Source organism: Clostridium sp. AWRP, assembly GCF_004006395.2.
Taxonomy (GTDB): domain Bacteria; phylum Bacillota; class Clostridia; order Clostridiales; family Clostridiaceae; genus Clostridium_B.
This window is the reverse complement of the sequence record NZ_CP029758.2, coordinates 2348171-2373555: the sequence shown is the minus strand read 5'-3', so window position 1 is coordinate 2373555 and position 25385 is coordinate 2348171. Positions and strand designations below refer to the sequence as shown.

Below are 25385 nucleotides of genomic sequence, written 5' to 3'. Positions count from 1 at the left end.
TTATTTTAGGGGGAGAAAATATGCTGCAAGATTTAAAATTAAAAGATTTTATAGAAGAATTGGGTTCTAATTCACCAGCACCAGGTGGTGGAAGCATTGCTGCTCTTTCAGCAAGTATGGCTGGTGCTCTAGCAAGTATGGTGTTTAATTTGACTATAGGTAAGAAGGAATATTTAGAATATGATGATTCTATAAAAAAGAATATTGATACTTCCTTAGAGGAAGTAACCTTGTGTAAAAAAGATTTCTTGAATTTTATGGAAAAAGACACAGATGCTTTTTTATCTGTGATGAAGGCATACAAGATGCCTAAAAAAACAGAAGAAGAAATAAAGGTTAGAAAAGAAGCTATAAAAAAAGGTAATGAAAATGCACAAAATATACCTTTTGAAGTAGCTAAAAGTGCTTACAAACTGTATTCTTACATAGAAATAGCAGTAAATTATGGAAACAAAAATGCAATTTCAGATGCTGGTGTTGCAGCTTCATTGACAGAGACGGCAATAGAAGGAGCTTTACTTAATGTAAAGATAAACATTCAGGGTATCAAAGATGAAGTTTATAAGAAAAAAATGATGGATGAATGCAGCAAGCTGTTGAAAAAAAGCACTGGTAAAAAGAAAGAAATTATGGAAATTATAGATGAAAAATTAAAATAAATAGTAATTTACAATAATTTTATGATGAAATGTATTGATATTGGGGGGCTGTAGAACTAAAAATAAATTCTACAACATATTGTATTAGCAAGTGGCTTATAAAGCAATATATTGTATGTAAATTTCTTAGTGCGGCAGCCCCTTTAAGTTGATACGTTTTATTGTGATAGCCATAATAATTTAAGAAAAATATAACAAAATAGGAGATTATTTATGAAAAGTATTAAATCAAAAATAGTAGTACTTGCTTCATTAATATGTGTTTTTAGTTTATTGATATCGTCTGCAGTTACATATTACATATCTTATAAGGTTGTTACAAATCAATCCAAAGATAAAATTTTAGTTTCATCAGACAAGTATGCAGAGACAATTGATAAGTGGTTTGATGGATATGGAAAAATAGTAAATGAAATTGGAGATTCTGTGGAAAACATAAATATTGCACAAAAGGATAACGTACTTAGTTATCTTCAGCAAAAATTAAAGGATAATAAATCTGCTACAGACATATATATTGTGCTAGCAGATAAAAGTCTCATTGATGCTGGTGGATGGGTGCCTCCAGCTGGATATGACGGTACTCAGAGGGAATGGTACAAGAAAGCTTTAGAGAAAAAAGGGATAATTTATTCTTCTCCTTATTTGGACAAGCAGATAAATAGAATGGTAATAACTATAGGAAGACCTATAGTTGAAAATGGAGTTACAGTTGGAGCTCTGGCTTATAATATTGATCTGCAGACAATTACAAATATTGTTCAAAAGTCTAAAGTAATAAGTAATAGCTATGGATTTTTGATAGATAGTGACAACGATTTTATAATTCATCCAAATAAAGATTTTCAGCCTAAAGATAAAAAACTTCAAAATGTGAATAATGTCATGAATGGACAATTTAAAAATATTTTAAGTAGTAATTTTGTAAAGTTAAAAGATTATGATGGTGGTGAAAAATATTTTGTAACTTCCAAAATACCATCCAGTAACTGGACAGTTGGATTTTCAGTACCTGTATCCGAACTTACTAAACCACTTCAAAGTTTAGTGAAATCCTTTATAATAATTATTGTTCTATGTATAATTGCAGCTTTTATGGTTTCTGTATATTTTGGTAAAAAAATAGGAGATCCTATATTATCTCTATCAAAGATGGCAGATAAAATATCTAAGTTTGATTTAACTTATGATGATAAATACGATTACCTGCTAAATTATAAAGATGAAATAGGTAAACTATCAAATTCTTTTAATATAATGCATAAGGAACTGGTTCAACTTGTAAAAGAAATACTGGGTGATTCAGATGATATAAATAAATCTAGTACGGAATTAACTAAGCTTGCAGAGCAGTTATCTTTAAAGTCTGAAACTATGAATAGTGCAGTAAAAAATATAGTAGACAGCATACAGGAAACAAGCGCAGTATCAGAAGAAATAAGTGCCTCTATAGAAGAAATAGGTGGAAATGTAAACCAGTTATCTGAAAGGGCTGTAGAGGGAAATAGTAGTGCAGAGCAAATTCAAAATACAGCTGTGGATATACGAAATAAAACAGGTGAATCCATAGAGAAAACGAGAAAAATATATGAAGAAAAACGAGAAAAAATGCTAAAAGTAATTGAGGACATCAAAGTAGTAGAAAATATAAAAGTTATGGCAGATACCATTGCAAGTATAGCAGAAAATACAGAACTATTGGCATTAAATGCAGCTATAGAAGCAGCTAGAGCAGGGGAAAAGGGCAAAGGATTTGAAGTAGTAGCAGGAGAGGTAAGAAGACTTGCAGAACAGTCCTCACAGGCTGTTGTAGCTATTCAGGGTACTATTTCAAAGGTATATGAAGCTTTTAAGTCTTGCTCGGGTAACGGAAATGATATACTGGATTTTATACACGAAAATGTAGATCCCCAATTAGAAGCCTTCAGAGATACAGGAGACAAGTATTACAAGGATGCTGAATTTTTAAATAAGATGTCTTATGATGTAGCGTCTATGTCAGAAGAATTAAATGCTACTGTAAGCCAAATGAATGATGTAGTACAAAATATGGCACAAAATGCATTTAAATCTTCTGAAAATGCAGAGACAATAAGAGGAAACATTGATGAAACTTCTGCACATATAGAGAAAATAGTATCAACAGCCGAAAGGGAAGAGCAATTAGCAGAAAAGTTAAATAGTATAGTTAAAAAATTTAAAATTTAAAAAATATGTCCTGCCTTTAAAGCAGGACATATTTTTTAATAACCTACAAATAGATTATTTATTGTACATAATGTGTTTACTACTGAAAATATTATGACAGCAGCTAAATTTGCTGTAGTTTTATCCTGATCAAACCTAGGAGAAACTTCACATATGTCAAAACTTACTACCTTGTTGGATTTTAATATGTATTTTAAGAATTTCAAAACTTTTTCTGGGTCAAGGCCAAGGGATTGGGTAGCACTTACTCCAGGTGCGTAAGATGAAGTAAATACGTCAGAGCATATTGTTATGTAAATATTATCGTGCTTTTTAATAAAATCATTCAGCTTGTCTAAGGTATTCCACTCAGTATCGTTAGTTACGTCTTTAGCTAGTACATATTTTACTCCAAATTTATGTGCAGTTTTAAAAAGATCTACAGTATTACTGTGATTTTGTATTCCCATGCAAAAATATGAATAGTCAATTCCTTTATCTATGTTAAGATCATGAATCTGCCTAAACATTGTTCCTGAACTAGCACCATTTTCATAAGGTCTAAGGTCAAAATGAGCATCAAAATTTATAATACCAATATCAGGGGTTTTAGTATGTTTACTTAAGTGATTTAAAACTCCTTTGTAATGTCCAAAAGTGGTTTCATGGCCTCCACCTAGAATTATGGGGAAAAGATTTAAACTTAATATTTTAGATACTGCTTTTGAAAGTATCTTCTGACTTTCTTCTAGAGAATTATCATCACAAATAATATTTCCAAAGTCAAATAAATTAACGTCTTTTGTAAAAAAACAAGGAAGGTTTGCCATTTCTTTTCTAATACTTTCTGGACCTTTTGAAGCACCTGTTCTTCCATTATTGCGTCTTACACCTTCATCGCAGCAAAATCCAATAAAACCAAATCCCAGCTTGCCGGTATAAGGAGAAATGTCATCTTTCCTTAAATCAATGCACTTAATCCATTGATGCCATCTGAAAGCATCAAAATTAGTTTCACTATCAACTCTGCCTTTCCATAGTATTTTGTCCATAGGTTTGTATTTAGAATCAAACATTTTAAAAAGTCTCCTTCTAGCTAATTTGTAGTTTAAATATATAGTAGCATATATATATTTATAGTATATATTTTTTTGATAAAAATGAATAAATTTTTTTAGTAAAGTCTTATATTTCTTTTATAAATACAATTAGTTAACAGTATAAATATTATGTAAATTAAAAAAATGTAAACCAAACTAGATATTACAAAAAATAAATGATAAAATATAAAAGAAAACGTACTTAGGAGGGAAAAACTTGAAAGAAAAATATACAGCAGTAATTTTATGTGGTGGAAAAAGTAAAAGGATGGGATTTGACAAAAGTAAAATAAAAATAGGAGAAAAATTTCTAGTAGAAATAACAGCCGAAAAGCTAGAGAATATATTTGATGAAGTAGTTTTTGTAGCTGAAAACAAATATAAATTTGGAAATATAAAATACACTGTACTAGAAGACTTAAAAAAAGAATATGGACCTGCAGGTGGAATATTTACAGGACTTAATTATTCTTCATCTCCATATACATTTTTTATAGCCTGTGATATGCCTTTTGTAAATTTAGAATATATAAAATATATGATGAATTTTACAAAAGAAAAAAATTTTCATGTTATAATGGCTCACAATGGAAAAGATATAGAGCCCTTGTATTCTTTTTATTCTAAAGATCTTGTACCTTATTTTAAACGGGGTATAGATGCTGGAAGATTATCTATTAGAAAAATAATAGAAGGTACTAATATAAAATATATACCAGAAACTATAAAAGAAAAATATGATAATTCACTAGGCATGTTTACCAATTTGAATTACAAAAGCGATCTAGACAACATATATGGTAAATATAAACAAGATTAATGCAATATTTCTTTACAAATTAAAAAGACACAGACTAAAATATAAGTAATTAAAGCCTGTATCTTTATATGAGTTTAGATATCTATTATATCTTTTATAACCTCTCCGCCTATTATCATTCCTGCTACAGGAGGTACAAAAGAATTACTAGCCGGTATCTGACGTTTGGCAAGACATTTTCTAGATCCTCCTGCACATACACATCCTTCTTTGCAAGTTACAACCTCATCTATCTTTGGTTTTCTAGGGACTTCTTCTGAATAAAGTACTTTTACTTTATCTATACCTCTTTTTCTAAGTTCATGTCTCATAACTTTAGCCAAAGGGCATATTTTCGTATCATATATATCAGCTATCTTAAATTTAGTAGGGTCTAATTTATTTCCAGTACCCATGCAGCTTATTATATCAACATTGTGTTTTTTACACCACATTATTAAGGATATTTTTGAAGATACGGTATCCACTGCATCTATTACATAATCTGTTTTATCTGGTATGATTTCATCTATGTTGTCTTCCTTTACAAAGGTTTTGTAAGCTTCTATTTTACAATTTGGATTTATGTCCAAAACCCTATCTCTTAAAACATCTGCTTTATATTTACCTATTGTATGAAAATTAGCTTGTATTTGTCTATTTATATTTGTTAAACAAACAGTGTCATCATCTACAATTACAATATGGCCTATACCTGCTCTGGCTATAGCTTCAAGACTAAAACTACCTACGCCGCCTAATCCAAATATAACCACTGTACTATTCTTCAATTTTTCCAAAGCTTCTTTACCAATTAATAATTCAGTCCTTGAAAGTGAATGTTGTTTCATTAAATAATCTCCCTCTTATCTTATAGTAATATCATAAAAATTATATAATTTTACCTATTTTTAAGCAATAGATTCTTTGCAGTAATTCTAAAAACAATAAACATTATTAAATTATGAAATTTTTACGAAAACTTAAATAGTTTGGAGTAATAAATTATAGTTAATGTTATAATATAAATTATACAACTTATGGCTATAATATATTTTAACGATTAAATAAAATGATTTAATTTTAAGAGGTGTTTCTGTGGTAAAGATAGGTTTATGCCAAATGAAAGTTTTAAGTTCTTCTAAAAAAAGTAATATAGAAAAGGCAAAAAACATGATAGTACAAGCTACAGATAAAGGTGCAGATATAGTAGCTCTACCTGAGATGTTTAACTGTCCTTATGACATCAAAAATTTTAGAAAATATGCAGAATCAGAATATTGTTATGGTGATACCTTAAAAATGCTTTCCTCTATATCAAGAGAAAAAAGGATACTTTTAATAGGAGGTTCTATACCAGAACTTGACAGCAAGGGGAATGTCTATAATACTTCTTTTGTATTCAATAAGGACGGAAATTTAATCGGTAAACATAGGAAAATACATTTATTCGATATAGATATAAAAAATAGAATGACTTTTAAAGAATCTAAAGTTTTAACTCCAGGTAATAAAATTACAATAATAGATACAAAATGGGGAAAGATAGGTATAGCGATTTGTTATGACATAAGATTTCCTGAACTCATACGATTAATGGCTCTTAATGGTACTAAAATAGTATTTATTCCAGCAGCCTTTAACATGACTACTGGTCCAGCTCATTGGGAACTTTTGTTTAGAAGCAGAGCAGTGGATAATCAAATTTACATAGCAGGAATATCACCTGCTAGAGATATAAATTATTCTTATGTAGCTTATGGACATTCCCTTGTAGTAAATCCTTGGGGAACAATAACAGATATATTAGATGAAAAAGAGGGAATACTAATATCTGAATTAGATTTAGACTATATAAATGAGGTTAGAGAATCTTTACCTATTATTAAAAACAGAAGAAAAGATATATATGACCTAACTCTTTTACACTAAAAATTAATAAGATGATTAATTATTAAACTGAATATTGTAATTTCATCAGATATAATGAAAAGAAATGAGTAGCTTTTCGTTATATCTGATGAACAGGTGAATGTAAATACTTAAATTACAGCTTTATAGTTTTATCTGAAGAATTCATTTTTTCAACTATATCATACATATTAGTTATTTCACCTACAGATAATTTTTCTTTTAAGCCATAGAAATCAAGGCAAGTTCCACAGCTGTATATATTTACTCCTTTTTTATCAAGCACTTTTAAATTGTCAATGCAATCGGAACTGTCCACTGTTAGTTTTACACCACCATTTAAAAATATTAAGTTAGTTGGAAGATATTTGCTTTCACTCAGTGCATATAGATAACTTTTCATTAAAGTGGTTCCAAGTTTATCATCGCCAAGTCCAAGTTTATTATTTGATATAACTATTGTAAATGTTTCTTCGTTACAATCACATAGTTCACAACTACTAATATCTTTTTTAATAGTTATATAGAATAGATCTTCCTTTTGTTCTACTTTGGCAGTAAAACTATTGTTCTTAGCAAACTTGCATACGTTATTTTTTGAGACTTCATTATCTACAACAACAGTAGCAGTTCCTTCCTCTATGGAATCAAAGTATTTTTTAGTATTTATTACTGGTTGAGGACATTTTAGACCTTTACAATTTATTATATGTTCCATTATTTTATCACCCCTTAAAATATCTATGTTTCATGATAATTATAACATAGTTGAAAATATGCAAATTATATTTTTTAGTAATATAAAGTCACTTGACTATTAAAAAAATTTATAGTGTGGATATATATATTAATCAGAATATTACAACAAATACAGTATAACTAAAAATTTGTGGTATTATGATATACGATAATTATGTTTATTCGTTATATAAAATAATAGAGTAAATATATTAAGGAAGGATTTTATGATGAAAGGGTTTATTTTTAATTCTACATTTATTTTCCAAATATTAGTTTGTATACTTGCATCTTACTACCTGATACTTTCTCTATTTGGATTATACAAAAAAAAGGATAATGGCGCTGAAAAATGTACACCTAAAAATACTTTTGCACTTTTAGTGGCAGCTCATAATGAAGAAATGGTAATTGCACAAATAATAGAAAGTTTAAAAGACATTGATTATCCTAAAAATATGTATGATATTTTTGTCATTGCAGATAATTGTGACGATAATACTGCAGCTATATCAAAAAAATACGGCGTTAATGTATGCGAAAGAAAAGTTCCTGATAAAAAAGGAAAAGGTTATGCTCTTGAATGGATGTTTAACAAAATATTTAAAATGGATCGTAAATACGATGCCATAGCTATCTTTGATGCAGATAATTTAGTTTCAAAAAATTTTTTAACTGAAATGAATTACAAATTGTGCAAAGGATATAAAGTTGTTCAAGGTTACATAGATAGCAAGAATCCAAATGATTCATGGATAACAGGTTCCTATTCAATTTCTTTCTGGTCTACAAACAGACTTTTTCAACTTTCTAGATCAAATCTTGGATTGTCAACTCAAATAGGTGGAACTGGGTTTTGTATGAAAACAGATATATTGAAGAAATTAGGTTGGGGTGCTACTTGCTTGACAGAAGATTTGGAATTCACATGCAAATTAGTATTAAATGGCGAAAAAGTTGGTTGGGCTCACAATGCAATAGTTTATGATGAAAAACCTTTGACCTTAAAACAATCTTGGACTCAAAGAAAAAGATGGATGCAGGGATTTACTGATGTTGCTTCTAGGTTTTTCTTTAAGCTTATAAAAAAATCTATTGTAAACAGAAGCTTTACAGCATTTGATTGTGCAATATATACAATACAACCTTTTGTAACTTTATTACTTGGAGTCTCAGCACTCTTAACTATACTGCAAAACAACAATCCACATGGATTAAATATATTTGTTGTAAATTCGCTGTTTTCATCGATTGAATGGAAAATTTTCAGTATATTTCAGTTTTTATTTACTCCTTTAATAATGCTTTTAGAGAGTAAACTTTCTAAAAAAATGTTTTCTGTATTTGCATTGTATTCTTTAAATATAATTGTACTTTCATATGTATTTACGTCTCCAACTTTCTATGAAATGCTAATTGGAAACATATTGTATCTCTTAGTGTTTTTAGTAGGTGTATCTTTATTATGTGGTAAAAATTGTTTTAAAATATTTATATGGTATCTTTTATATGGTATATATACCTTAACATGGATACCTATAACAATACAGGGCATATTGGACAAGAATAATAAGGAGTGGAATCACACAAAACATATAAGACAAATAAGTATACAGGAAATGGAATAGTATAAATAATCCTTAATGACAACGTCATTGAGGATTATTTATATTGTATATAATTGATTTTTCTATTTTAGAAGAAAAGTTTTCATTAATTGTGAGCTGTGAATTGTGAATTAAAGAGTATATAGGTAGGTGTTAATTATGGTAGAAAGATTACAAAAATATATGGCTTACTGTGGTATAGCTTCAAGGAGAAAATGTGAAAGCATAATATTGCAGGGAAGAGTTAAAGTAAATGGAGTAACTATTAAAAACTTAGGAACAAAAATTGATGATAAAATAGACAAAATTACTGTAGATGATGTAGAAATTCAAAAAGAAAGCAAAAAAGTATATATACTATTGAATAAACCTACAGGATATGTTTCTACAGTTAAGGATGACCGGGGAAGGAATACTATTTTAGATATTGTGAAAGTAAAAGAACGAATATATCCAATAGGTAGGTTGGATTATAACACTTCTGGTATCATTATACTTACTAACGATGGAGAAGTGTACAATAAAGTAGCCCATCCTAAAATGGAGAAAAATAAAGTCTATGTTGCAGTTATAAAGGGAATCCCTTCAAAGGAAGATATAGAAAAATTTAAAAATGGAGTAAATATAGATGGTTATATAACAGCCAAAGCAGATTTTAATATACTTAATGTAAATAAGAGCAAGAATAATTCCAAAGTTAGAATAAAGATACATGAGGGGAAAAATAGGCAGATAAGAAAGATGTGTGATGCTATTGGACATCCGGTAATATCTTTGACTAGAATTTCTATAGGTAATATAGATGTAGGAAATTTGGAAGAAGGAAAATGGAGATATTTGAATGAGGATGAAATAAAATATATAAAAAATTAAATTTGCGTATTGCTTTATTCTTAATAAAAGTATCAATTATCAAGTAATATACAAAAAATTAAGGGAAAAATTAGATAAACAAATGAATAATCTATTGAAAATTTGGTCAATAGATGTTAAACTGAAGTAAATATTGCAAAAATTATAGTAATGAAAGAAAGGAATGAAGCAAATGGAGAATGTTGACAATCACGACCTAATAAGAACAATTCAAGTTAAATTTCCAAGATTGAGCAAAGGCCAAAAATTAATAGCTGAATATATATTAAAACATTATGATAAAGCTGCTTTTATGACAGCTGCTAAATTAGGTGTGAGTGTAGGTGTAAGTGAATCAACAGTAGTTAGGTTTGCAAATGAACTTGGATTTTCAGGATATCCTAAATTGCAGAAATCTCTTCAAGAACTAATAAAAAATAAATTAACTACAGTACAAAGGATTGAATTATCAAATGATTTTGTAAGTCAGGAAAGTCCCTTAAAAAGTGTTTTAAAATCAGATATGGAAAACATAAGAGCTACACTAGAAAAGATAAATCATAAAACTTTTGACGATGTAATTGAAAGCATATTCAAAGCTAAAAAAATATATATAATAGGTCTTAGAAGTTCCACTGCAATTGCAGATTTTTTAGGATTTTATTTAAATTTGATATTGGATAACGTAAAAGTTGTTGGATATGGAATAAGTGATATTTTTGAACAGATGATAAATTTAACTGGAGATGATTTAGTAATAGGTATAGGATTTCCAAGATATGCAGTAAGAACTATTGAGTCCTTAACATTTGCTAAAAGTAGGAATGCAAAAGTAGTTGCTATTACAGATAGTCTTCTATCACCACTTGCAGCAAGAGCAGATTATACATTAATAGCACAAAGTAATATGGCTTCTTTTGTAGATTCATTAGTGGCACCTTTAAGTGTAATCAATGCTTTAATAGTAGCTGTAGGTATGCAGGAAAAGGATAAAATATCTTCCACTTTTTCAGATTTAGAAGATATTTGGAAAGAGTATCAAGTATATTCTTTTAGAGAACAAAATTAAAGATGAATTTTCTACAAGGGACGAATTTATTTTGAATTTGTCCATTTTAGATTAGGCATTTGAAAGAAAATAAGGTGTGTGGATTAATGTCAAAAGTAATAGTAATTGGTGGTGGCCCTTCTGGTATGATGGCAGCCATAAATGCAGCAAAAAATAACGATGTCATTTTAGTTGAAAAAAACAACAAGTTAGGTAAAAAAATGTTTATATCGGGGAAAGGAAGGTGTAATATAACCAATTCAAAAGATATAAGTGAATTTTTTGATTACATTCCTCGAAATCCAAATTTTTTATACAGCTCTCTTTATTCGTTTACAAACAATGATACTATAAATTTTTTCAATAATTTAAAAGTTAAATTGAAAGTTGAAAGAGGAGATAGGGTTTTTCCTGAATCTGATAAATCTTCAGACTTAATTAGTGCTATGGAAAAAGAATTACTTAGAAAAAGGGTTGTTATAAAATTAAACTCCAAGGTTACAAAATTTATCTGTAGAGAAAATAGTATAGAATCAATTCAGCTTCAAGATAATTCCATAATGAAGGGCGATTATTTTATATTGTGCACAGGAGGAATGTCTTATCCCCAAACTGGTTCTACCGGAGATGGTTACAAAATGGCAAAAGATGTAGGTCATACTATAACACCTATAAATCCTGCTTTAGTTCCAATAGAAATAAGTGATGATTGGATCAAATCTCTTCAGGGACTTTCGTTAAAGAATGTAGAACTAAGTATAATAGATTCTAAAAAAAATACGTTATATAAGGAATTTGGAGAAATGTTGTTTACCCATTTTGGTATTTCTGGACCTATAGTATTAAGTGGAAGTAGGGTTATAGAAAGCAAACATAATTTAAAGGCAGTTATAAATCTAAAACCTGCTCTTAATTTTGAAGAATTAGATAAAAGAATACAAAATGACTTTTTTAAGTATTCAAATAAAAGTTTTAAAAATTCCCTGGATGACCTTCTTCCTAAAAAATTAATAGATGTAATTGTAAGTTTAAGTAATATAGATCCAAATAAAAAAGTTAATTCTATAACAAAACTTGAAAGACATACATTAGTAAATTTGTTTCAAAATTTATCAATGAATATAAAAGAACTTCGTCCTATAGCTGAAGCTATAGTAACTTCTGGAGGTATAACTGTTAAAGAAATAGATCCATCTAATATGAAATCTAAAATAATTTCAAACTTATATTTTGGAGGAGAATTAATAGATGTAGATGCTTATACTGGAGGATTTAATATGCAAATTGCTTTATCTACCGGTTTTTTAGCAGGAAATGATATTGCTAATATTAAAGAAAATAACTAATTTTATATAATATCATAAAATAAAGGATTTTATAGTTTTATATAGAATTATAATAGAATGTGGATATGTAAATTTTTATCCCTATATGTACTATTTTAAGAAAGGCGGAATAACATTTTGAAAATATCTGTAGCAATAGACGGACCTGCAGCTGCCGGTAAAAGCACCATAGCAAATATAGTAGCCAAAAAATTTAATTTTATGTACATAAATACTGGAGCTATGTATAGAGCAGTTACTCTTATGTGTATAAGACAAAATATAAGCTGCACAGATGTAAATAAAGTATGTGAAATCACAAAATCACTTAAAATGCATTTTGAAGGAGAGAAGTTAATTGTAAATGGAGAAGACTTAACTGAAAGTATAAAGCATCCTACAATAAGCAATACTGTATCCAATTATGCTGCAATTTCTGATGTTCGAAAATTACTTGTAAAGTTGCAACAGCAAATGGCAGGAGAATATAATGTAATTATGGATGGAAGAGATATTGGCAGTGTTGTTTTAAAAAATGCACCTTTAAAATTTTTTCTAACTGCTAGTCCAGAGGAAAGAGCTAAAAGAAGATATAACGAACTGAGTCAAAAAAATATATCTGTAAACTATGACGAAATACTAAATGACATAATTAAAAGAGATCATATAGATTCACATAGATCCTCTTCACCTTTTGTAAAGGCTGAAGATGCTGTAGAGATAGATTCATCTTTTCTCTCTCTTTCTGAAGTTGTACAAATAATTTCATCCTATATAAAAAAGTATATTGAAGAACATAGATAATATAATTAAGGTGATAAAATTGAACATTATTTTAGCAGACAAATCAGGATTTTGTTTTGGAGTAAAAAGAGCTGTAGAAGAATCCTTAAAGACTCAAAAAAAATTTAATAAAAAAATATATACTTTAGGTCCTTTGATTCATAATAGTGATGTAGTAAATAAATTAAAGGAAAAAGGTATATATCCTATAGAAATAGATAATATAGATAATCTAAGGGAAGATGATGTGGTTATAATACGTTCTCATGGTGTTCCCGAAAAAATATTTTTTACTTTAAAAAATAAAAAAATAAACATAGTAAATGCAACTTGCCCATATGTTTTAAATATACAAAGAAAAGTACAAGAATATTATAAATTAGGGTATTCTATATTAATAGTAGGAGATAAAAATCATCCTGAAGTAATTGGAATAAATGGATGGTGCGAAAATAAGGCTTTAATATCTAAAGATGGTATCAATTTAGAAAAATTACCATCAAAACTGTGTATAGTTTCTCAAACTACAGAAAAACAATCTAACTGGGAGAAAGTGCTTAGTATAGTGGCTAAAAAGTGCAAAGAATTTATTGCTTTTAATACTATATGCAGTGCTACAGAATTTCGTCAGAAGGCAGCAGCAGATATTTCTAAAGAAGTAGATATGATGGTAGTAATAGGTGGTAAAAATAGTTCTAATACCACTAAACTTTATGAAATATGTAAAGATAACTGCAATAATACTATTTATGTTGAAAATTCAGGAGAAATACCTGATGATATAAGTAATTGTAATAAAATTAAAACTATAGGTGTTACAGCAGGAGCTTCAACACCAGATTGGATAATAAAGGAGGCAATTTTAAAAATGAGTGATGACAAAAATTTAGAATTAAATGAGCAACTATCTTATATGGACAAAAATGATACCCAAATAATATTAGGTGAAAAAATTAAGGGTACAGTAATATCTGTAAATGAAAAAGAGGTTTTTTTAAATATAGGATATAAATCAGAAGGTGTACTTCCAAAACGTGAAATAACAAAAAATGAAAGTGACAACTTAGAAGAATTAATTCATTGTGGAGATGAATTATATGTGAAAGTAATAAGAAGACAAAATGAAGATGGGTATGTGGTATTATCTAAAATAGAATTAGAAAGAGAAAATGCTTATAAAGAATTAAAAGAAGCTAATGGAAATAGTCAGGTATTAAAGGTTATTGTAAAGGAAGCTGTAAATGGAGGTCTTGTTGCCAATTACAAAGGTGCTAGGGTCTTTATACCTGCTTCTCATGTAGAATTATACCATGTAGATGATCTTTCTCAATATGTAGATAAAGAGCTTGATGTAACTATAATTGAATTTAAGGAAGAAAAGAAAGGTACAAGAATAGTAGCTTCAAGAAGAGACCTTTTGAGAATGGAAAGAGAAAAAATGGAAGAACAGACTTGGAATGTGCTTGAAAAAGATACTGTAGTAGATGGTGAAGTCAGAAGATTGACTGATTTTGGCGCATTTGTTGATGTACAAGGAGTTGACGGACTTCTACATGTATCTGAACTTTCCTGGGGAAGAGTTGGAAAACCAAGTGATGTTTTAAAAATCGGGGATAAGATTAAGGTTTATATATTAGACATTGATAAAGAAAAGAAAAAATTATCTTTATCTTTAAAAAAGCTCATGGAAGACCCATGGATCAACGTAGACATAAAATATCCTGTTGGCAATGTAGTTCTTGGTAAAGTAGTTAGATTTGCAAATTTTGGTGCATTTGTTGAATTAGAGCCAGGTGTAGATGCATTAGTTCATATATCACAAATAAGCCATAAGAGAATAGATAAACCAGAAGATGTACTTAAAATAGGTCAGGAAATAAAGGCTAAGATCCTTGAAGTAAATAAAGACAGTGAAAAAATAGCGTTAAGTATAAAAGAAGTAGATGAAATCTAAGTTAAATATTTTTAATTTACTACCCTGAAGTAAGGATTAGAAAATAGAAACTTTGTGTAAATTCTGATTTCTTATACAATATACATAGAAAATGGGAGCAATGTTTAATTAAATAGAGCTATTGCCAACTAGTATTTTATAGCCATGTTTATATTGACTTTTCTCTTATTTTTGATAAAATTTAATTGTTGTATTTTTTCTAAGGGGGTAAGTTGAAGCATGCATGAATTAGGAAGACATATTTTAGCAGAGATTTATGGATGTGATGCTGAAATATTAAATAATAAAGATTTTATAGAAAAAATTATGATTGATTCTGCAATAAAGGCAGGTGCCGAAGTTAGAGAAGTTGCTTTTCATGAATTTAAACCTCAAGGAATAAGTGGAGTAGTAATAATATCTGAATCCCACTTAACTATTCACACATGGCCTGAACTTGGTTATGCCGCTGTAGATGTGTTTACTTGTGGAAGTAGAATAAATCCTTGGGATGCATGTAATTATATGACTGAAAAGTTTCATGCCAGAAATATGACAGCAACTGAAATAAAGAGAGGTATATTTGAGCAAGTTGTAGAAGTAAAAGCTTCAAATATATAAGAGATCATCACCTGAGATGGTCTCTTTATATATTTGACCAAGATTTATTTTAAATTTATACTTATAATAAATAATAATCCTATGGGGAAAAATAGAGTATGTATAAATGCGTAAAACTAACAAACAAGAATCTAAAATATTTTAGGGAGCTAAACAATAAAAGATATTTATTTAATCCTGTAAATGAGGATTTTTTTAAAACCTATGATAGGTATAATTTTGCTAAACAGCTAATTTTAAGAAGAAGGGTAAAACTTATTAAAAAAGATTTACACTATATAGGCTATATTTGGTCTGATGTCTCTTATAATAAGATGTGTACTATAAACGCCATGAATGTATTATGTAATTGCATTGCCCCAGATAATTCGCCTTATAGGTATCTAATAAACACTATAAAAGAGCCCTGTACTATAAAATATATATGTCAAAACAACAATTATAATTTCAATTTATTAAAAAGTATTGGATTTAATAAAGGAGAGGGAACTTTAACACTTTATAAAAATTTACTTGAAAATATACCATTAATTTTTGATGAAAAACTTCAATTCAAAATATTTGAAAAGGGAAAAGATGAACAAAAAAGATGTGAAATACAAAATGAAATATTTAAAACTGATACTAGAGTTCCTTTGACTTTAGAGGATATATATTTTGACGAAGCTCAAGATTACTATTTTGAAAAGGGGGCAATTTTTCTAAAGCAAAATGATGAGTATATAGGTTATGGTCAAATTGTAATGGAAAATGATGTACCTGTTATAGTAAACTTTGGTATATTAAAAGAATTTCGAGGGAAAAAGTATGGCAAAGCACTGTTAATCTATCTTTTAAAAATAATGTACTATAGTGGATTTAATAGAGTAATAATAAAAGTAAAAAGTTCTAATTATATAGCCTTACAATTATATACTAACATGGGATTTCGTATTGAAAGTGAGAGGTATAACTGGACATTGGATAAAAAAAGTTTCCATAAATAATTATGGAAACTTTTTTAAAAATTTATTTTTTAACTTTTTGATACTCTTCTATTGCTACTTTTAAAAGATCCATAGCATCTTTTAAATCATCACAATTTAAACAATAAGATATTCTCACTTCATCTTTTCCAAGACCAGGAGTAGCATAGAACCCTCCTGCAGGTGCTACCATTACAGTTTTGCCGTCTTTATTAAACTCAGTTAATAAGTATTTAGAAAAATCTTCTGCATCTGGGACAGGTAATTTAGCAACTATGTAGAAAGCACCTGTTGGCTTTTGACATACAACTCCAGGTATTTTTTTAAGACCATCCATAAGTATATCTCTTCTTTTTTGGTACTCTTTTCTAGTTTCAATGAAGTAACTTTCTGGAGTATCTTTTAAAGCTGCAGCGCCTATCTGCTCTACTGTAGGTACACAAAGTCTAGACTGACATAATTTCATTATATTATGAATAAGGTTCTTATTCTTTGAAGCTACCAGACCAATTCTTGCACCACAAGCGCTGTAACGCTTTGATATACTGTCTACGATTATTACTCTGTCTTCAATGTCCTTTAAAGTAAGGGCTGAAGTATATTTTAATCCATCATATACAAATTCCCTATAAACTTCATCTGCAATTAAGAATAAATCATGTTTTTTAGCTATATCTCCAAGCATCCTGAGTTCTTCTGCAGTATACACTGTCCCAGTTGGATTCCCTGGATTTGAAATCATAAGAGCACGTGTTTTATCAGTTATTTTACTTTCTATTACTTCTTTAGGTGGCAAATGAAATCCTTCTTCAGCTTTTGTTAAATAAGGAACCATTTTAGCTGAAGCTACTTGTGCAAATCCGTTATAATTTGTATAAAAAGGCTCAGGTGAGAGTATTTCATCACCAGGATCACATAAAGTCATAAAAGTAAGCATTATGGCTTCACTTCCACCGTTAGTTATCAAGAGTTCATCCTTTGTAAATTCTGTACCCCACTTTTTATAATATTCTATAAAACTTTCTTGAAGTGCATCCATTCCTTGTGATTCAGTGTATTTAAGTACATTTTCCTTAAAATTTGAAATTGCTTTAAAAAATATATCAGGAGTAAGTACATCAGGTTGTCCAATATTTAAGTGATAAACTTTTATTCCTCTCTTTTTAGCTTCAGCTGCATAAGGTGCCAATTTACGAATAGGTGAAAATTGCATATTCAAAATTCTGTCTGATAATTTCATATAATTTATCCTCCAACTATTAATTTTAATCAAGCTAAAGATAATTTAAGTTAAAAATTTCTATTTAATTAAGCTTTCTGTAGGAATGTGCATTGACTTAAATCGAAACATACTTTCATAATAAGTACTTTTAAAATAACCTCTGTCTCCAATACAATCAGCCCTTAACTTATTTTTGTTCTCTTGTAATTTTTTAAAATCTTTTACATCATACATATTATCCTCTCCCTTAAAAGAAGTTTAACCCAAAGGGAGAGGTTTTATTCATATATTAATAGTATTTAGCAAGAACTTTTCCTAATCTTTTGATTCCTTCAACGATTTTGTCTTCTGACATACAAGAGTAGTTTAATCTAAAGTGATTTTTATGTCCACCATTTGGGAAGAAAGGACCGCCAGGAACATAGGCAACATTCTCTTTTAACGCTTCTTTTAATATTTCAGCAGAATCTAAGCCTTCTTTTAAATAAACCCAGGTGAAAAGTCCTCCATAAGGATTTGTATGTGTAACTTCTTTTGGAAAATATTTATCCATACTTTCAAGCATAAGCGTTCTGCGTTTTCCATATACTTTTTTGATTTCTTCTACATGTTCATTTAAATCATACTTTTGCATAAAAAGTGCAGTTGCCCTTTGATCTAAAGTACTACACTGCAAGTCTACACCTTGTTTTATAATAATATATTTTTCAAGTATTTCAGGTGCAGCACATATCCAACCAAGTCTTAAACCTGGGCAAAAAGTTTTAGAAAATGTTCCAAGGTATATTACCCAGCCATCTTTATCAAAACTTTTTATAGATGGATGTGTAGTGCCTTCAAAAATGAGTTCTCCGTATGGATTATCTTCAATTACAGGAACCTGATATTCTTTAGCAAGCTCTGCAATACGCTTTCTTCTGTCATCTGACATAGTTATTCCTGTTGGATTTTGAAAATCTGGAATTGTATATATCATTTTAACTCTTTTATTTTTCTTTAATTCTTCTTCTAATTTTTCTATTATGATACCATGTTCATCCATCTCTATCTCAGTAAAATTAGGTCGATAAGCTTTAAATGCACCAATAGCACCTAAATAACTTGGGCTTTCACATATTATAGTATCTCCCTCATTTACAAATATCTTAGCTGAAAACTCAATTCCCTCTTGAGATCCAGACGTTACAATTATGTCATCTCCAGTTACATTTACACCTTCACGAGACATTCTCTGCTTTGCGATTATATCTCTTAAAGGCTTAAAACCTTCTGTTGTACTATATTGTAAAGCAACTTGTCCATCCTTTTCCAAAACCTCTTGAGTAACTTTCTTCATTCCGTCTACAGGGAATAATTCCGGTGCTGGTAATCCTCCGGCAAAAGAAATGACTTCAGGCATCTCTGTTAATTTTAAAAGCTCTCTTATTTCAGATGCTTTTAAACCATTTGCCCTTTCTGAAAAATTTATTTTCATAAAAAAACCCCCTTAAGTAAATATTTTGTCATATAAATATCTATTTATCGCCACCTTATAAATAGATATATTACAATAATATAGTTTTTGAAAGATTTTTTCAATAAAAACTTTATTGTTGTATAATTCTGAATATGAGATTCATTCTATATATTTATTATACACTTAAATTAAAGATCTATGAAAATCAAAACTCCATTTGATGTCAAGAACTCTGTTTATAAAAGATTTAATGACTTAAAGTTTATTTTTAATTACTTATTATGTTATAATACAGTGTAAAGCTAAGACTATCGGAGGTTATAATACATGATAAATAACGTAGAAAAGGCAGCTAAAAATTTCTTTATTGAAACCTGGGGCTGCCAGATGAACGAAGAGGATTCTGAAAAATTATCTGGCATGTTAAAGAAATTAGGATATAAAAGAACAGAAGACAGATCTTCTGCGGACTTAATAATATTCAATACCTGTTGTGTAAGAGAAAATGCAGAATTAAAAGTATATGGAAATCTTGGAATGCTAAAAAAGCTAAAGGTTAAAAATCCAAGTCTCATAATAGCCATATGTGGATGCATGATGCAGCAAAAAGACATGGCAAAAAATATAATCAAAAGATTTCCTTTTGTAGATATAATATTTGGAACTCATAATTCTTATAAATTTCCTGAATACTTAAATAGAGTTCAGCAGGAAAATACATCTGTAATTGAAATACAAGACAAAGAATCCGGAATTGTAGAAGGGCTTCCAATAGATAGAGAAAGTAATGTAAAAGCCTTTGTTACAATAATGTATGGATGTAATAATTTTTGTACCTACTGTATAGTTCCCTATGTAAGAGGAAGAGAGAGAAGCAGAAAACCTGAAGATATTGAAAAGGAAATAAAAGAATTGATTTCAAAAGGTTATAAAGAAATAACCCTCCTTGGACAAAATGTAAATTCCTATGGTAAAACTTTAGAACCTAAAGTAAGTTTCAGTGATCTTTTGAGGAGAATTAATTCTATAGATGGTGTTGAAAGAATTAGATTCATGACATCCCATCCTAAAGATTTAACTGAAGATGTAATAGATGCAGTAGCTGAGTGCAGTAAAGTATGTGAGCAAATACATCTTCCAGTACAATCGGGTTCAACTTCTCTTCTAAAAAAAATGAACAGAAACTACTCAAAGGAAGGGTATCTAAATCTTGTTAAAAAGATAAGAGAAAAAGTCCCCGATGCCGCTATTACTACAGATATAATAGTTGGTTTTCCAGGTGAGACAGAAGAGGATTTTGAAGAAACATTAAATCTTGCAAGAGAAGTACAGTATGATTCTGCATTTACTTTTATATATTCAAAAAGGAAAGGCACTCCTGCTTATGATTTTGAAGAGCAGATTCCAGAAGATATAAAACATGAAAGATTTAATAGACTTGTTGAAGTTATAAATGAATCTTCTGCTAGAAAAAACAAAGCTTATGAAGGAAGAACAGAAGAAATATTAGTAGAGGGTACAAGTAAAAATGATAATACAAAACTTACAGGCAGAACAAGATCAGGTAAGCTGGTAAACTTTAAAGGCAATAAAAAAGATATAGGTAAATTAGTTAAAGTGAAAATAACAAAAGCAACTTCTTTCTCACTTTTAGGTGAGGAAATATAGTAGCAAGGAGGACAGAAAAGTGGCATTAACTCCAATGATGCAGCAGTATATGGAAGTAAAAGAAAGTTATAAAGACTGTATACTGTTTTTTAGATTAGGTGATTTTTATGAAATGTTTTTTGAAGATGCAAAAATAGCATCTAGGGAACTAGAATTAGTGCTTACAGGTAGAGACTGTGGCTTAAAAGAAAGGGCTCCTATGTGTGGAATACCTTACCATGCCGCAAATTCATATATAGGAAGACTTATAAACAAAGGTTATAAGATAGCTATATGTGAGCAGCTAGAAGATCCCGCTCTAGCAAAAGGTATAGTTAAAAGGGGTATAATTAAGGTTGTAACTCCCGGGACTTATACAGACTCTACTTTTTTAGAAGAAAATAAGAATAATTATATAGCGTGTTTGTACATAGATACCAAGACAAATATTTCTGCACTGTGCTTTGCAGATGTGTCCACTGGAGAATTCAACTGTACGGACACTCCTTTTAATTTATCTACAATTTTAGATGAAATATCAAAATACTCTCCAAGTGAACTAGTAATTCAAGATATTATAAGTGTTGATATATTGAATAAAATGAAAGCTATTTTTAATGGCTCATTCACTAAATTGGATGAAAGCTATTTTTCAGACGAAACTAGAAATATGTTAGAGGAGCAGTTTGAAAATTTTACAGGAGAAAATTATAGTAATCAAATTATAAAATGCTGCGGATCCCTACTAAAATATATAAGGGAAACTCAAAAGAATGATCTATCTCATATAAATAAATTTTCCTATTACAATATAGTAGATTATCTCACTATAGATGGAAATTCCAGAAGAAATTTAGAAATTACAGAAAGCTTAAGGGAAAATAATAAAAAGGGATCTCTCCTCTGGGTTATAGATAAAACAAATACATCTATGGGAGGAAGACAGCTTAGAAGATGGCTTGAACAGCCACTTATAAATAAGGTTAAGATAGAAGAAAGACTTGATTCTGTAGAAGAAATTTCAAATAACATATCCTACCATGAAGATTTAAAAGAGGCTTTAAAAAACATATATGATATTGAGAGATTAGTTGGAAAAATATCTTCTAAAAGTGTAAATGCAAAAGAGTTAAATTTTTTAAAAAACTCTATAGAAAAAATACCTGAAGTAAAATCCATACTATCTAATTTTCATACAAAATTATTGAAGGATATGTACGAAAACTTGGATGAACTAAAGGACATATATTCACTTTTAGATAAATCTATATTAGATAATCCTGCAATATCTTTAAAGGAAGGTAACCTTATAAAAAAAGGATATAACAGTGACATAGATGAACTTAAAGAAATAAAGGCTCATGGTAAGGAGTGGATAGCTTCTCTTGAGAATTCAGAAAGGGAAGTTACTAAAATAAAATCTCTTAAAATAGGTTATAATAAAGTATTTGGTTATTATATCGAGGTTACTAAAAGTAATTTAAATCTTGTACCAGAAGGTAGATATATAAGAAAACAAACTCTTACAAATGCGGAAAGATACATAACCCCTGAATTAAAAGAAATGGAAGATAAAATATTAGGTGCAGAAGAAAAACTTATAAATCTAGAATATAGTGTCTTTATAGAAGTAAGAGATAAAATAGAAGACGAAGTAGATAGAATGCAAAAATCCGCTAAAATAATTTCAGAAGTAGATTGCTTAAGCTCCCTTGCAAGAGTTGCTATAGAAAATAATTATTGTAAACCTAAAATAACAAATTCAGATAATATAATTATAGAAGAAGGTAGACATCCTGTAGTAGAAAAGATGATTGACTCTGGAGAATTTATATCAAACGACATAAACATAGATACTTCCCAAAATCAACTTCTTTTAATAACAGGACCTAATATGGCAGGAAAATCTACCTACATGAGACAAATAGCTTTGATTGTTATAATGGCCCAAATTGGCAGCTTTGTGCCAGCAAAAAATGCTTCTATATCTGTTTGCGATAAGATATTTACAAGGATAGGTGCATCAGATGACCTGGCATCTGGGAAGAGTACTTTTATGGTGGAAATGTGGGAGGTTTCCAACATACTTAAAAATGCAACTAACAAAAGTTTGATTTTACTGGATGAAGTAGGGCGTGGAACAAGTACTTATGACGGTCTTAGTATAGCCTGGTCGGTAATAGAATATATATGTAAAAACAGCAAGCTAAAATGTAAAACCTTATTTGCGACCCATTATCATGAACTAACTAAATTAGAAGGTAAGATAAATGGAGTCAAAAATTACTGTGTATCCGTTAAAGAAATGGAGGATAATATAGTTTTTTTGAGAAAAATTATAAGAGGAGGAGCCGACCAATCCTACGGCATAGAAGTTGCAAAGCTTGCAGGACTTCCAGAAGAAGTTTTAAAAAGAGCAGGAGAAATATTAAATAGTCTTGAAAGTAAAAAGCTAAAAGAAAATAAAGGTGCTGATTCTGAAATTGCATTAGATGTAGAGCATTCAATAAATGAGAAAAAAGCTCCTATGCTTGAACCAACCAGACAATTGGGCTTTTCAGATATAGAAAAGACAAATTTAGTAAAAGATATTACAGATATAGATATACTAAACATGACTCCTATGGACGGATTTAATAAACTTTATGATATAATAAGAAGAGCAAAGTCCATAAGATAAAACTTAGTCATAAGGAATGATGTATGATGAAAAGAATAAATTTACTTGATGAAAATACTTCAAATAAAATTGCCGCTGGAGAAGTAGTTGAAGGTCCTTCATCTGTAATAAAAGAACTTCTTGAAAACAGCATAGACTCTGGAGCTAAGAACATAACTGTAGAAATAGAAGAAGGTGGAGAGAAATCCATAAAAATAATAGATGATGGATGGGGGATACACCCTTTGGATATAAAAAAAGCCTTTATGCCTCATGCCACAAGTAAAATAAGCACTGTAGAAGATTTAGATAAAATAAGTACTTTAGGATTTCGTGGAGAAGCTCTATGCAGCATAGCTTCCGTATCAAATACCATACTTAAAAGTAAAGCAGAAGGCTTTGATGTGGGAAATGAAATAATTATAAGTGGTGGAGTGCTAAGGAAAACTCAAGAAGTTGGCTGTAACAAAGGGACTACAATTCTAGTAGAGGATTTGTTTTTCAATGTACCTGCCAGAAAAAAATTCTTAAAATCCCCAAGTAGGGAAGCCGCAGGTATATCTGACATAGTAACAAGACTTTCTCTTTCTAATCCAGATATATCCTTTAAATTTTTTAAAAATGGGAAAAAGACTCTTACAACTTATGGTACAGGAAAAGTGATGGATGTTATACGATGCGTATATGGGAAAAATATATATGAAAACATAATTCCTGTGGAAAAGCACAGCGATATTATATCAATTTGTGGATACATAGGTAACTCCGAAATAAGCAGGGGAAGCAGAAATAACCAAAGTATATTCATAAATAAAAGGTATGTTAGAAATAAATCCATAACTTCCGCTGCAGAGCAGGCTTTTAAATCATTCTTAACCATAAATAAATTTCCTTTTTTTATATTATTCATAGATATATTTCCTGAATTTGTAGATGTAAATGTGCATCCAGCCAAATGGGAAGTTAAATTCAGCGATTCCAGAATGGTATTTAAATTTGTATTTGATGCAATTCATGAAGCTTTAAGGGAAAGTTTAAAGGATTCCTTTACCATTGATTTAAAGGAAGATGATTTAAAACCCAAAAAAACTGAAGCCGAAATTAAGGAAATTCAAATACCAATAGATTTGAAATCTCCAAATGAGGGGATTTATATAGAAAAAAATGAGCCTGGCTTATTTAAAGAAAGTAAGGAAAGCCCAAATAAAAATGAATTTATAAAAGAACCTAAGGCATCTTTTACTGCTAAAGAAAATAAAAATAAACCAGAAGAAACTAGCGTTGCTAAATTTCCACCACTTAGGATAATAGGACAATTTCATAGTACTTATATAATAGCAGAAGATAACAGTAACCTTTATATGATAGATCAGCATGCAGCCCATGAAAAAATTCTCTTTGAAAAATATAAAAAGAGTATACAAAAGGGTATGGTATTATCTCAAGTTTTAATAACTCCTGTAGTAATGGAACTTACAATTAAAGATTATAATTGTTTTATAGAAAACAGAGATTTATTTAAAAAAACTGGTTTTAATATAGAATTATTTGGAAATAATACAATAAGTATAAGAGAAGTACCTATGATACTTGGGAAACCCGATATGAAAAATTTATTTATGGATATATTAGATAATTTAAAAAATATGGGATCAGGCAATACCTGGGAAGTTAAATATCTTTCACTTGCAACCCTTGCCTGCAAAGCTGCCATAAAGGCAAATGCCAGCATTTCAGAAATAGAGATGAATCATTTAATTGAAGAACTGCGATTTATAGATGACCCATTTAACTGTCCACACGGAAGGCCTACTATAATAAAACTTACATTAAATGACCTGGAGAAAAAATTCAAAAGAATACAGTGAGGAGA

The 25385-nt window shown here is 29.4% G+C and carries 21 protein-coding genes; 15 read left to right on the top strand and 6 right to left on the bottom strand.

The annotated features are described in order from the left end of the window. Nucleotides 1-20: 20 nt before the first annotated feature. Together DMR38_RS10990 and DMR38_RS10985 are read left to right on the top strand one after the other, a co-directional pair. Nucleotides 21-659 (top strand): cyclodeaminase/cyclohydrolase family protein, encoded by a 639-nt coding sequence (locus DMR38_RS10990; protein WP_127721363.1) that lies wholly within the window; start codon nt 21-23, stop codon nt 657-659. Nucleotides 660-872: 213 nt separating this feature from the next. Then, nucleotides 873-2867 (top strand): methyl-accepting chemotaxis protein, encoded by a 1995-nt coding sequence (locus DMR38_RS10985; RefSeq protein WP_127721362.1) that lies wholly within the window; start codon nt 873-875, stop codon nt 2865-2867. A 35-nt stretch (nt 2868-2902) separates the two neighbouring features. On the opposite strand, the gene hutG is transcribed toward DMR38_RS10985, so the two are convergent. After that, on the bottom strand, nt 2903-3922 hold the full coding sequence (hutG, locus tag DMR38_RS10980) for a formimidoylglutamase (RefSeq protein ID WP_127721361.1): 1020 nt from the start codon (nt 3920-3922) through the stop codon (nt 2903-2905). Between the two features lie 241 nt (nt 3923-4163). Here hutG and DMR38_RS10975 point away from each other — a divergent pair, with 241 nt between their 5' ends. Next, nucleotides 4164-4766, top strand: a complete 603-nt coding sequence (locus DMR38_RS10975; RefSeq protein WP_127721360.1) for a molybdenum cofactor guanylyltransferase — start codon at nt 4164-4166, stop codon at nt 4764-4766. 74 nt (nt 4767-4840) lie between these two features. Here DMR38_RS10975 and DMR38_RS10970 read toward each other — a convergent pair whose 3' ends face one another. Next, on the bottom strand, nt 4841-5596 hold the full coding sequence (locus DMR38_RS10970; RefSeq protein ID WP_127721359.1) for a tRNA threonylcarbamoyladenosine dehydratase: 756 nt from the start codon (nt 5594-5596) through the stop codon (nt 4841-4843). A 247-nt stretch (nt 5597-5843) separates the two neighbouring features. Here DMR38_RS10970 and DMR38_RS10965 point away from each other — a divergent pair, with 247 nt between their 5' ends. Then, a complete protein-coding gene (locus DMR38_RS10965) occupies nt 5844-6677 on the top strand; it encodes a carbon-nitrogen hydrolase family protein (RefSeq protein WP_127721358.1) in 834 nt (277 codons plus the stop codon). Nucleotides 6678-6792: 115 nt separating this feature from the next. Here the strand turns inward: DMR38_RS10965 and yedF are convergent, their stop codons facing one another. Then, nucleotides 6793-7374, bottom strand: coding sequence for a sulfurtransferase-like selenium metabolism protein YedF (gene yedF, locus DMR38_RS10960; protein WP_127721357.1), 582 nt, complete (start codon nt 7372-7374; stop codon nt 6793-6795). Nucleotides 7375-7624: 250 nt separating this feature from the next. Between yedF and DMR38_RS10955 the strand changes: the two genes are divergently transcribed. The 8 genes from DMR38_RS10955 (at nt 7625) to DMR38_RS10920 (ending at nt 16549) form a co-directional block, all read left to right on the top strand. Next, nucleotides 7625-9022, top strand: a complete 1398-nt coding sequence (locus DMR38_RS10955) for a glycosyltransferase family 2 protein (RefSeq protein ID WP_175413125.1) — start codon at nt 7625-7627, stop codon at nt 9020-9022. Nucleotides 9023-9160: 138 nt separating this feature from the next. Next, a complete protein-coding gene (locus DMR38_RS10950; RefSeq protein WP_127721355.1) occupies nt 9161-9874 on the top strand; it encodes a pseudouridine synthase in 714 nt (237 codons plus the stop codon). A gap of 172 nt (nt 9875-10046) precedes the next feature. After that, nucleotides 10047-10922: a MurR/RpiR family transcriptional regulator gene (locus DMR38_RS10945; protein ID WP_127724031.1), complete on the top strand. Its 876-nt coding sequence runs from the start codon at nt 10047-10049 to the stop codon at nt 10920-10922. Nucleotides 10923-11008: 86 nt separating this feature from the next. Then, nucleotides 11009-12247 (top strand): NAD(P)/FAD-dependent oxidoreductase, encoded by a 1239-nt coding sequence (locus DMR38_RS10940; RefSeq protein ID WP_127721354.1) that lies wholly within the window; start codon nt 11009-11011, stop codon nt 12245-12247. 117 nt (nt 12248-12364) lie between these two features. After that, entirely contained in the window at nt 12365-13030 is a 666-nt protein-coding gene (gene cmk / locus DMR38_RS10935; RefSeq protein ID WP_127721353.1) for a (d)CMP kinase, read from the top strand. Nucleotides 13031-13049: 19 nt separating this feature from the next. Further along, nucleotides 13050-14963 carry a bifunctional 4-hydroxy-3-methylbut-2-enyl diphosphate reductase/30S ribosomal protein S1 gene (locus DMR38_RS10930; RefSeq protein WP_127724029.1) on the top strand — a complete coding sequence of 638 codons (1914 nt, stop codon included), beginning with the start codon at nt 13050-13052 and terminating at the stop codon, nt 14961-14963. A gap of 219 nt (nt 14964-15182) precedes the next feature. Further along, complete coding sequence (speD, locus tag DMR38_RS10925; protein ID WP_127721352.1) at nt 15183-15563, top strand: adenosylmethionine decarboxylase; 381 nt, start codon at nt 15183-15185, stop codon at nt 15561-15563. A gap of 98 nt (nt 15564-15661) precedes the next feature. Next, complete coding sequence (locus DMR38_RS10920; RefSeq protein WP_127721351.1) at nt 15662-16549, top strand: GNAT family N-acetyltransferase; 888 nt, start codon at nt 15662-15664, stop codon at nt 16547-16549. 22 nt (nt 16550-16571) lie between these two features. Here DMR38_RS10920 and DMR38_RS10915 read toward each other — a convergent pair whose 3' ends face one another. From DMR38_RS10915 to DMR38_RS10910, 3 genes are read right to left on the bottom strand one after another with little or no spacing between them, the layout of a single operon-like run. Continuing rightward, a complete protein-coding gene (locus tag DMR38_RS10915; RefSeq protein ID WP_127721350.1) occupies nt 16572-17768 on the bottom strand; it encodes a pyridoxal phosphate-dependent aminotransferase in 1197 nt (398 codons plus the stop codon). Nucleotides 17769-17828: 60 nt separating this feature from the next. Next, nucleotides 17829-17984, bottom strand: coding sequence for a hypothetical protein (locus tag DMR38_RS21840; RefSeq protein ID WP_175412988.1), 156 nt, complete (start codon nt 17982-17984; stop codon nt 17829-17831). Between the two features lie 55 nt (nt 17985-18039). Further along, entirely contained in the window at nt 18040-19224 is a 1185-nt protein-coding gene (locus DMR38_RS10910) for a PLP-dependent aminotransferase family protein (RefSeq protein WP_127721349.1), read from the bottom strand. Between the two features lie 309 nt (nt 19225-19533). On the opposite strand from DMR38_RS10910, the gene miaB reads away from it, so the two are divergent. The 3 genes from miaB to mutL are packed head-to-tail and all read left to right on the top strand — an operon-like array spanning nt 19534 to nt 25380. Beyond that, nucleotides 19534-20874, top strand: coding sequence for a tRNA (N6-isopentenyl adenosine(37)-C2)-methylthiotransferase MiaB (gene miaB / locus DMR38_RS10905; RefSeq protein ID WP_127721348.1), 1341 nt, complete (start codon nt 19534-19536; stop codon nt 20872-20874). 19 nt (nt 20875-20893) lie between these two features. After that, the gene (gene mutS, locus DMR38_RS10900; protein ID WP_127721347.1) at nt 20894-23533 is read left to right on the top strand and encodes a DNA mismatch repair protein MutS; all 2640 of its coding nucleotides are present in this window, start codon (nt 20894-20896) and stop codon (nt 23531-23533) included. Nucleotides 23534-23559: 26 nt separating this feature from the next. Further along, a complete protein-coding gene (gene mutL, locus DMR38_RS10895) occupies nt 23560-25380 on the top strand; it encodes a DNA mismatch repair endonuclease MutL (RefSeq protein ID WP_127724027.1) in 1821 nt (606 codons plus the stop codon). The last annotated feature ends 5 nt before the right edge of the window (nt 25381-25385 follow it).

Bases quoted from the DNA above. Each gene is read 5' to 3' on its own strand.
- DMR38_RS10990 (WP_127721363.1), top strand. From the start codon at position 21: ATGCTGCAAGATTTAAAATTAAAAGATTTTATAGAAGAATTGGGTTCT.
- DMR38_RS10985 (WP_127721362.1), top strand. From the start codon at position 873: ATGAAAAGTATTAAATCAAAAATAGTAGTACTTGCTTCATTAATATGT.
- hutG (WP_127721361.1), bottom strand. From the start codon at position 3,922: ATGTTTGATTCTAAATACAAACCTATGGACAAAATACTATGGAAAGGC.
- DMR38_RS10970 (WP_127721359.1), bottom strand. From the start codon at position 5,596: ATGAAACAACATTCACTTTCAAGGACTGAATTATTAATTGGTAAAGAA.
- yedF (WP_127721357.1), bottom strand. From the start codon at position 7,374: ATGGAACATATAATAAATTGTAAAGGTCTAAAATGTCCTCAACCAGTA.
- DMR38_RS10955 (WP_175413125.1), top strand. From the start codon at position 7,625: ATGAAAGGGTTTATTTTTAATTCTACATTTATTTTCCAAATATTAGTT.
- DMR38_RS10950 (WP_127721355.1), top strand. From the start codon at position 9,161: ATGGTAGAAAGATTACAAAAATATATGGCTTACTGTGGTATAGCTTCA.
- DMR38_RS10945 (WP_127724031.1), top strand. From the start codon at position 10,047: ATGGAGAATGTTGACAATCACGACCTAATAAGAACAATTCAAGTTAAA.
- DMR38_RS10940 (WP_127721354.1), top strand. From the start codon at position 11,009: ATGTCAAAAGTAATAGTAATTGGTGGTGGCCCTTCTGGTATGATGGCA.
- speD (WP_127721352.1), top strand. From the start codon at position 15,183: ATGCATGAATTAGGAAGACATATTTTAGCAGAGATTTATGGATGTGAT.
- DMR38_RS10920 (WP_127721351.1), top strand. From the start codon at position 15,662: ATGTATAAATGCGTAAAACTAACAAACAAGAATCTAAAATATTTTAGG.
- DMR38_RS10915 (WP_127721350.1), bottom strand. From the start codon at position 17,768: ATGAAATTATCAGACAGAATTTTGAATATGCAATTTTCACCTATTCGT.
- DMR38_RS21840 (WP_175412988.1), bottom strand. From the start codon at position 17,984: ATGTATGATGTAAAAGATTTTAAAAAATTACAAGAGAACAAAAATAAG.
- DMR38_RS10910 (WP_127721349.1), bottom strand. From the start codon at position 19,224: ATGAAAATAAATTTTTCAGAAAGGGCAAATGGTTTAAAAGCATCTGAA.
- miaB (WP_127721348.1), top strand. From the start codon at position 19,534: ATGATAAATAACGTAGAAAAGGCAGCTAAAAATTTCTTTATTGAAACC.
- mutL (WP_127724027.1), top strand. From the start codon at position 23,560: ATGAAAAGAATAAATTTACTTGATGAAAATACTTCAAATAAAATTGCC.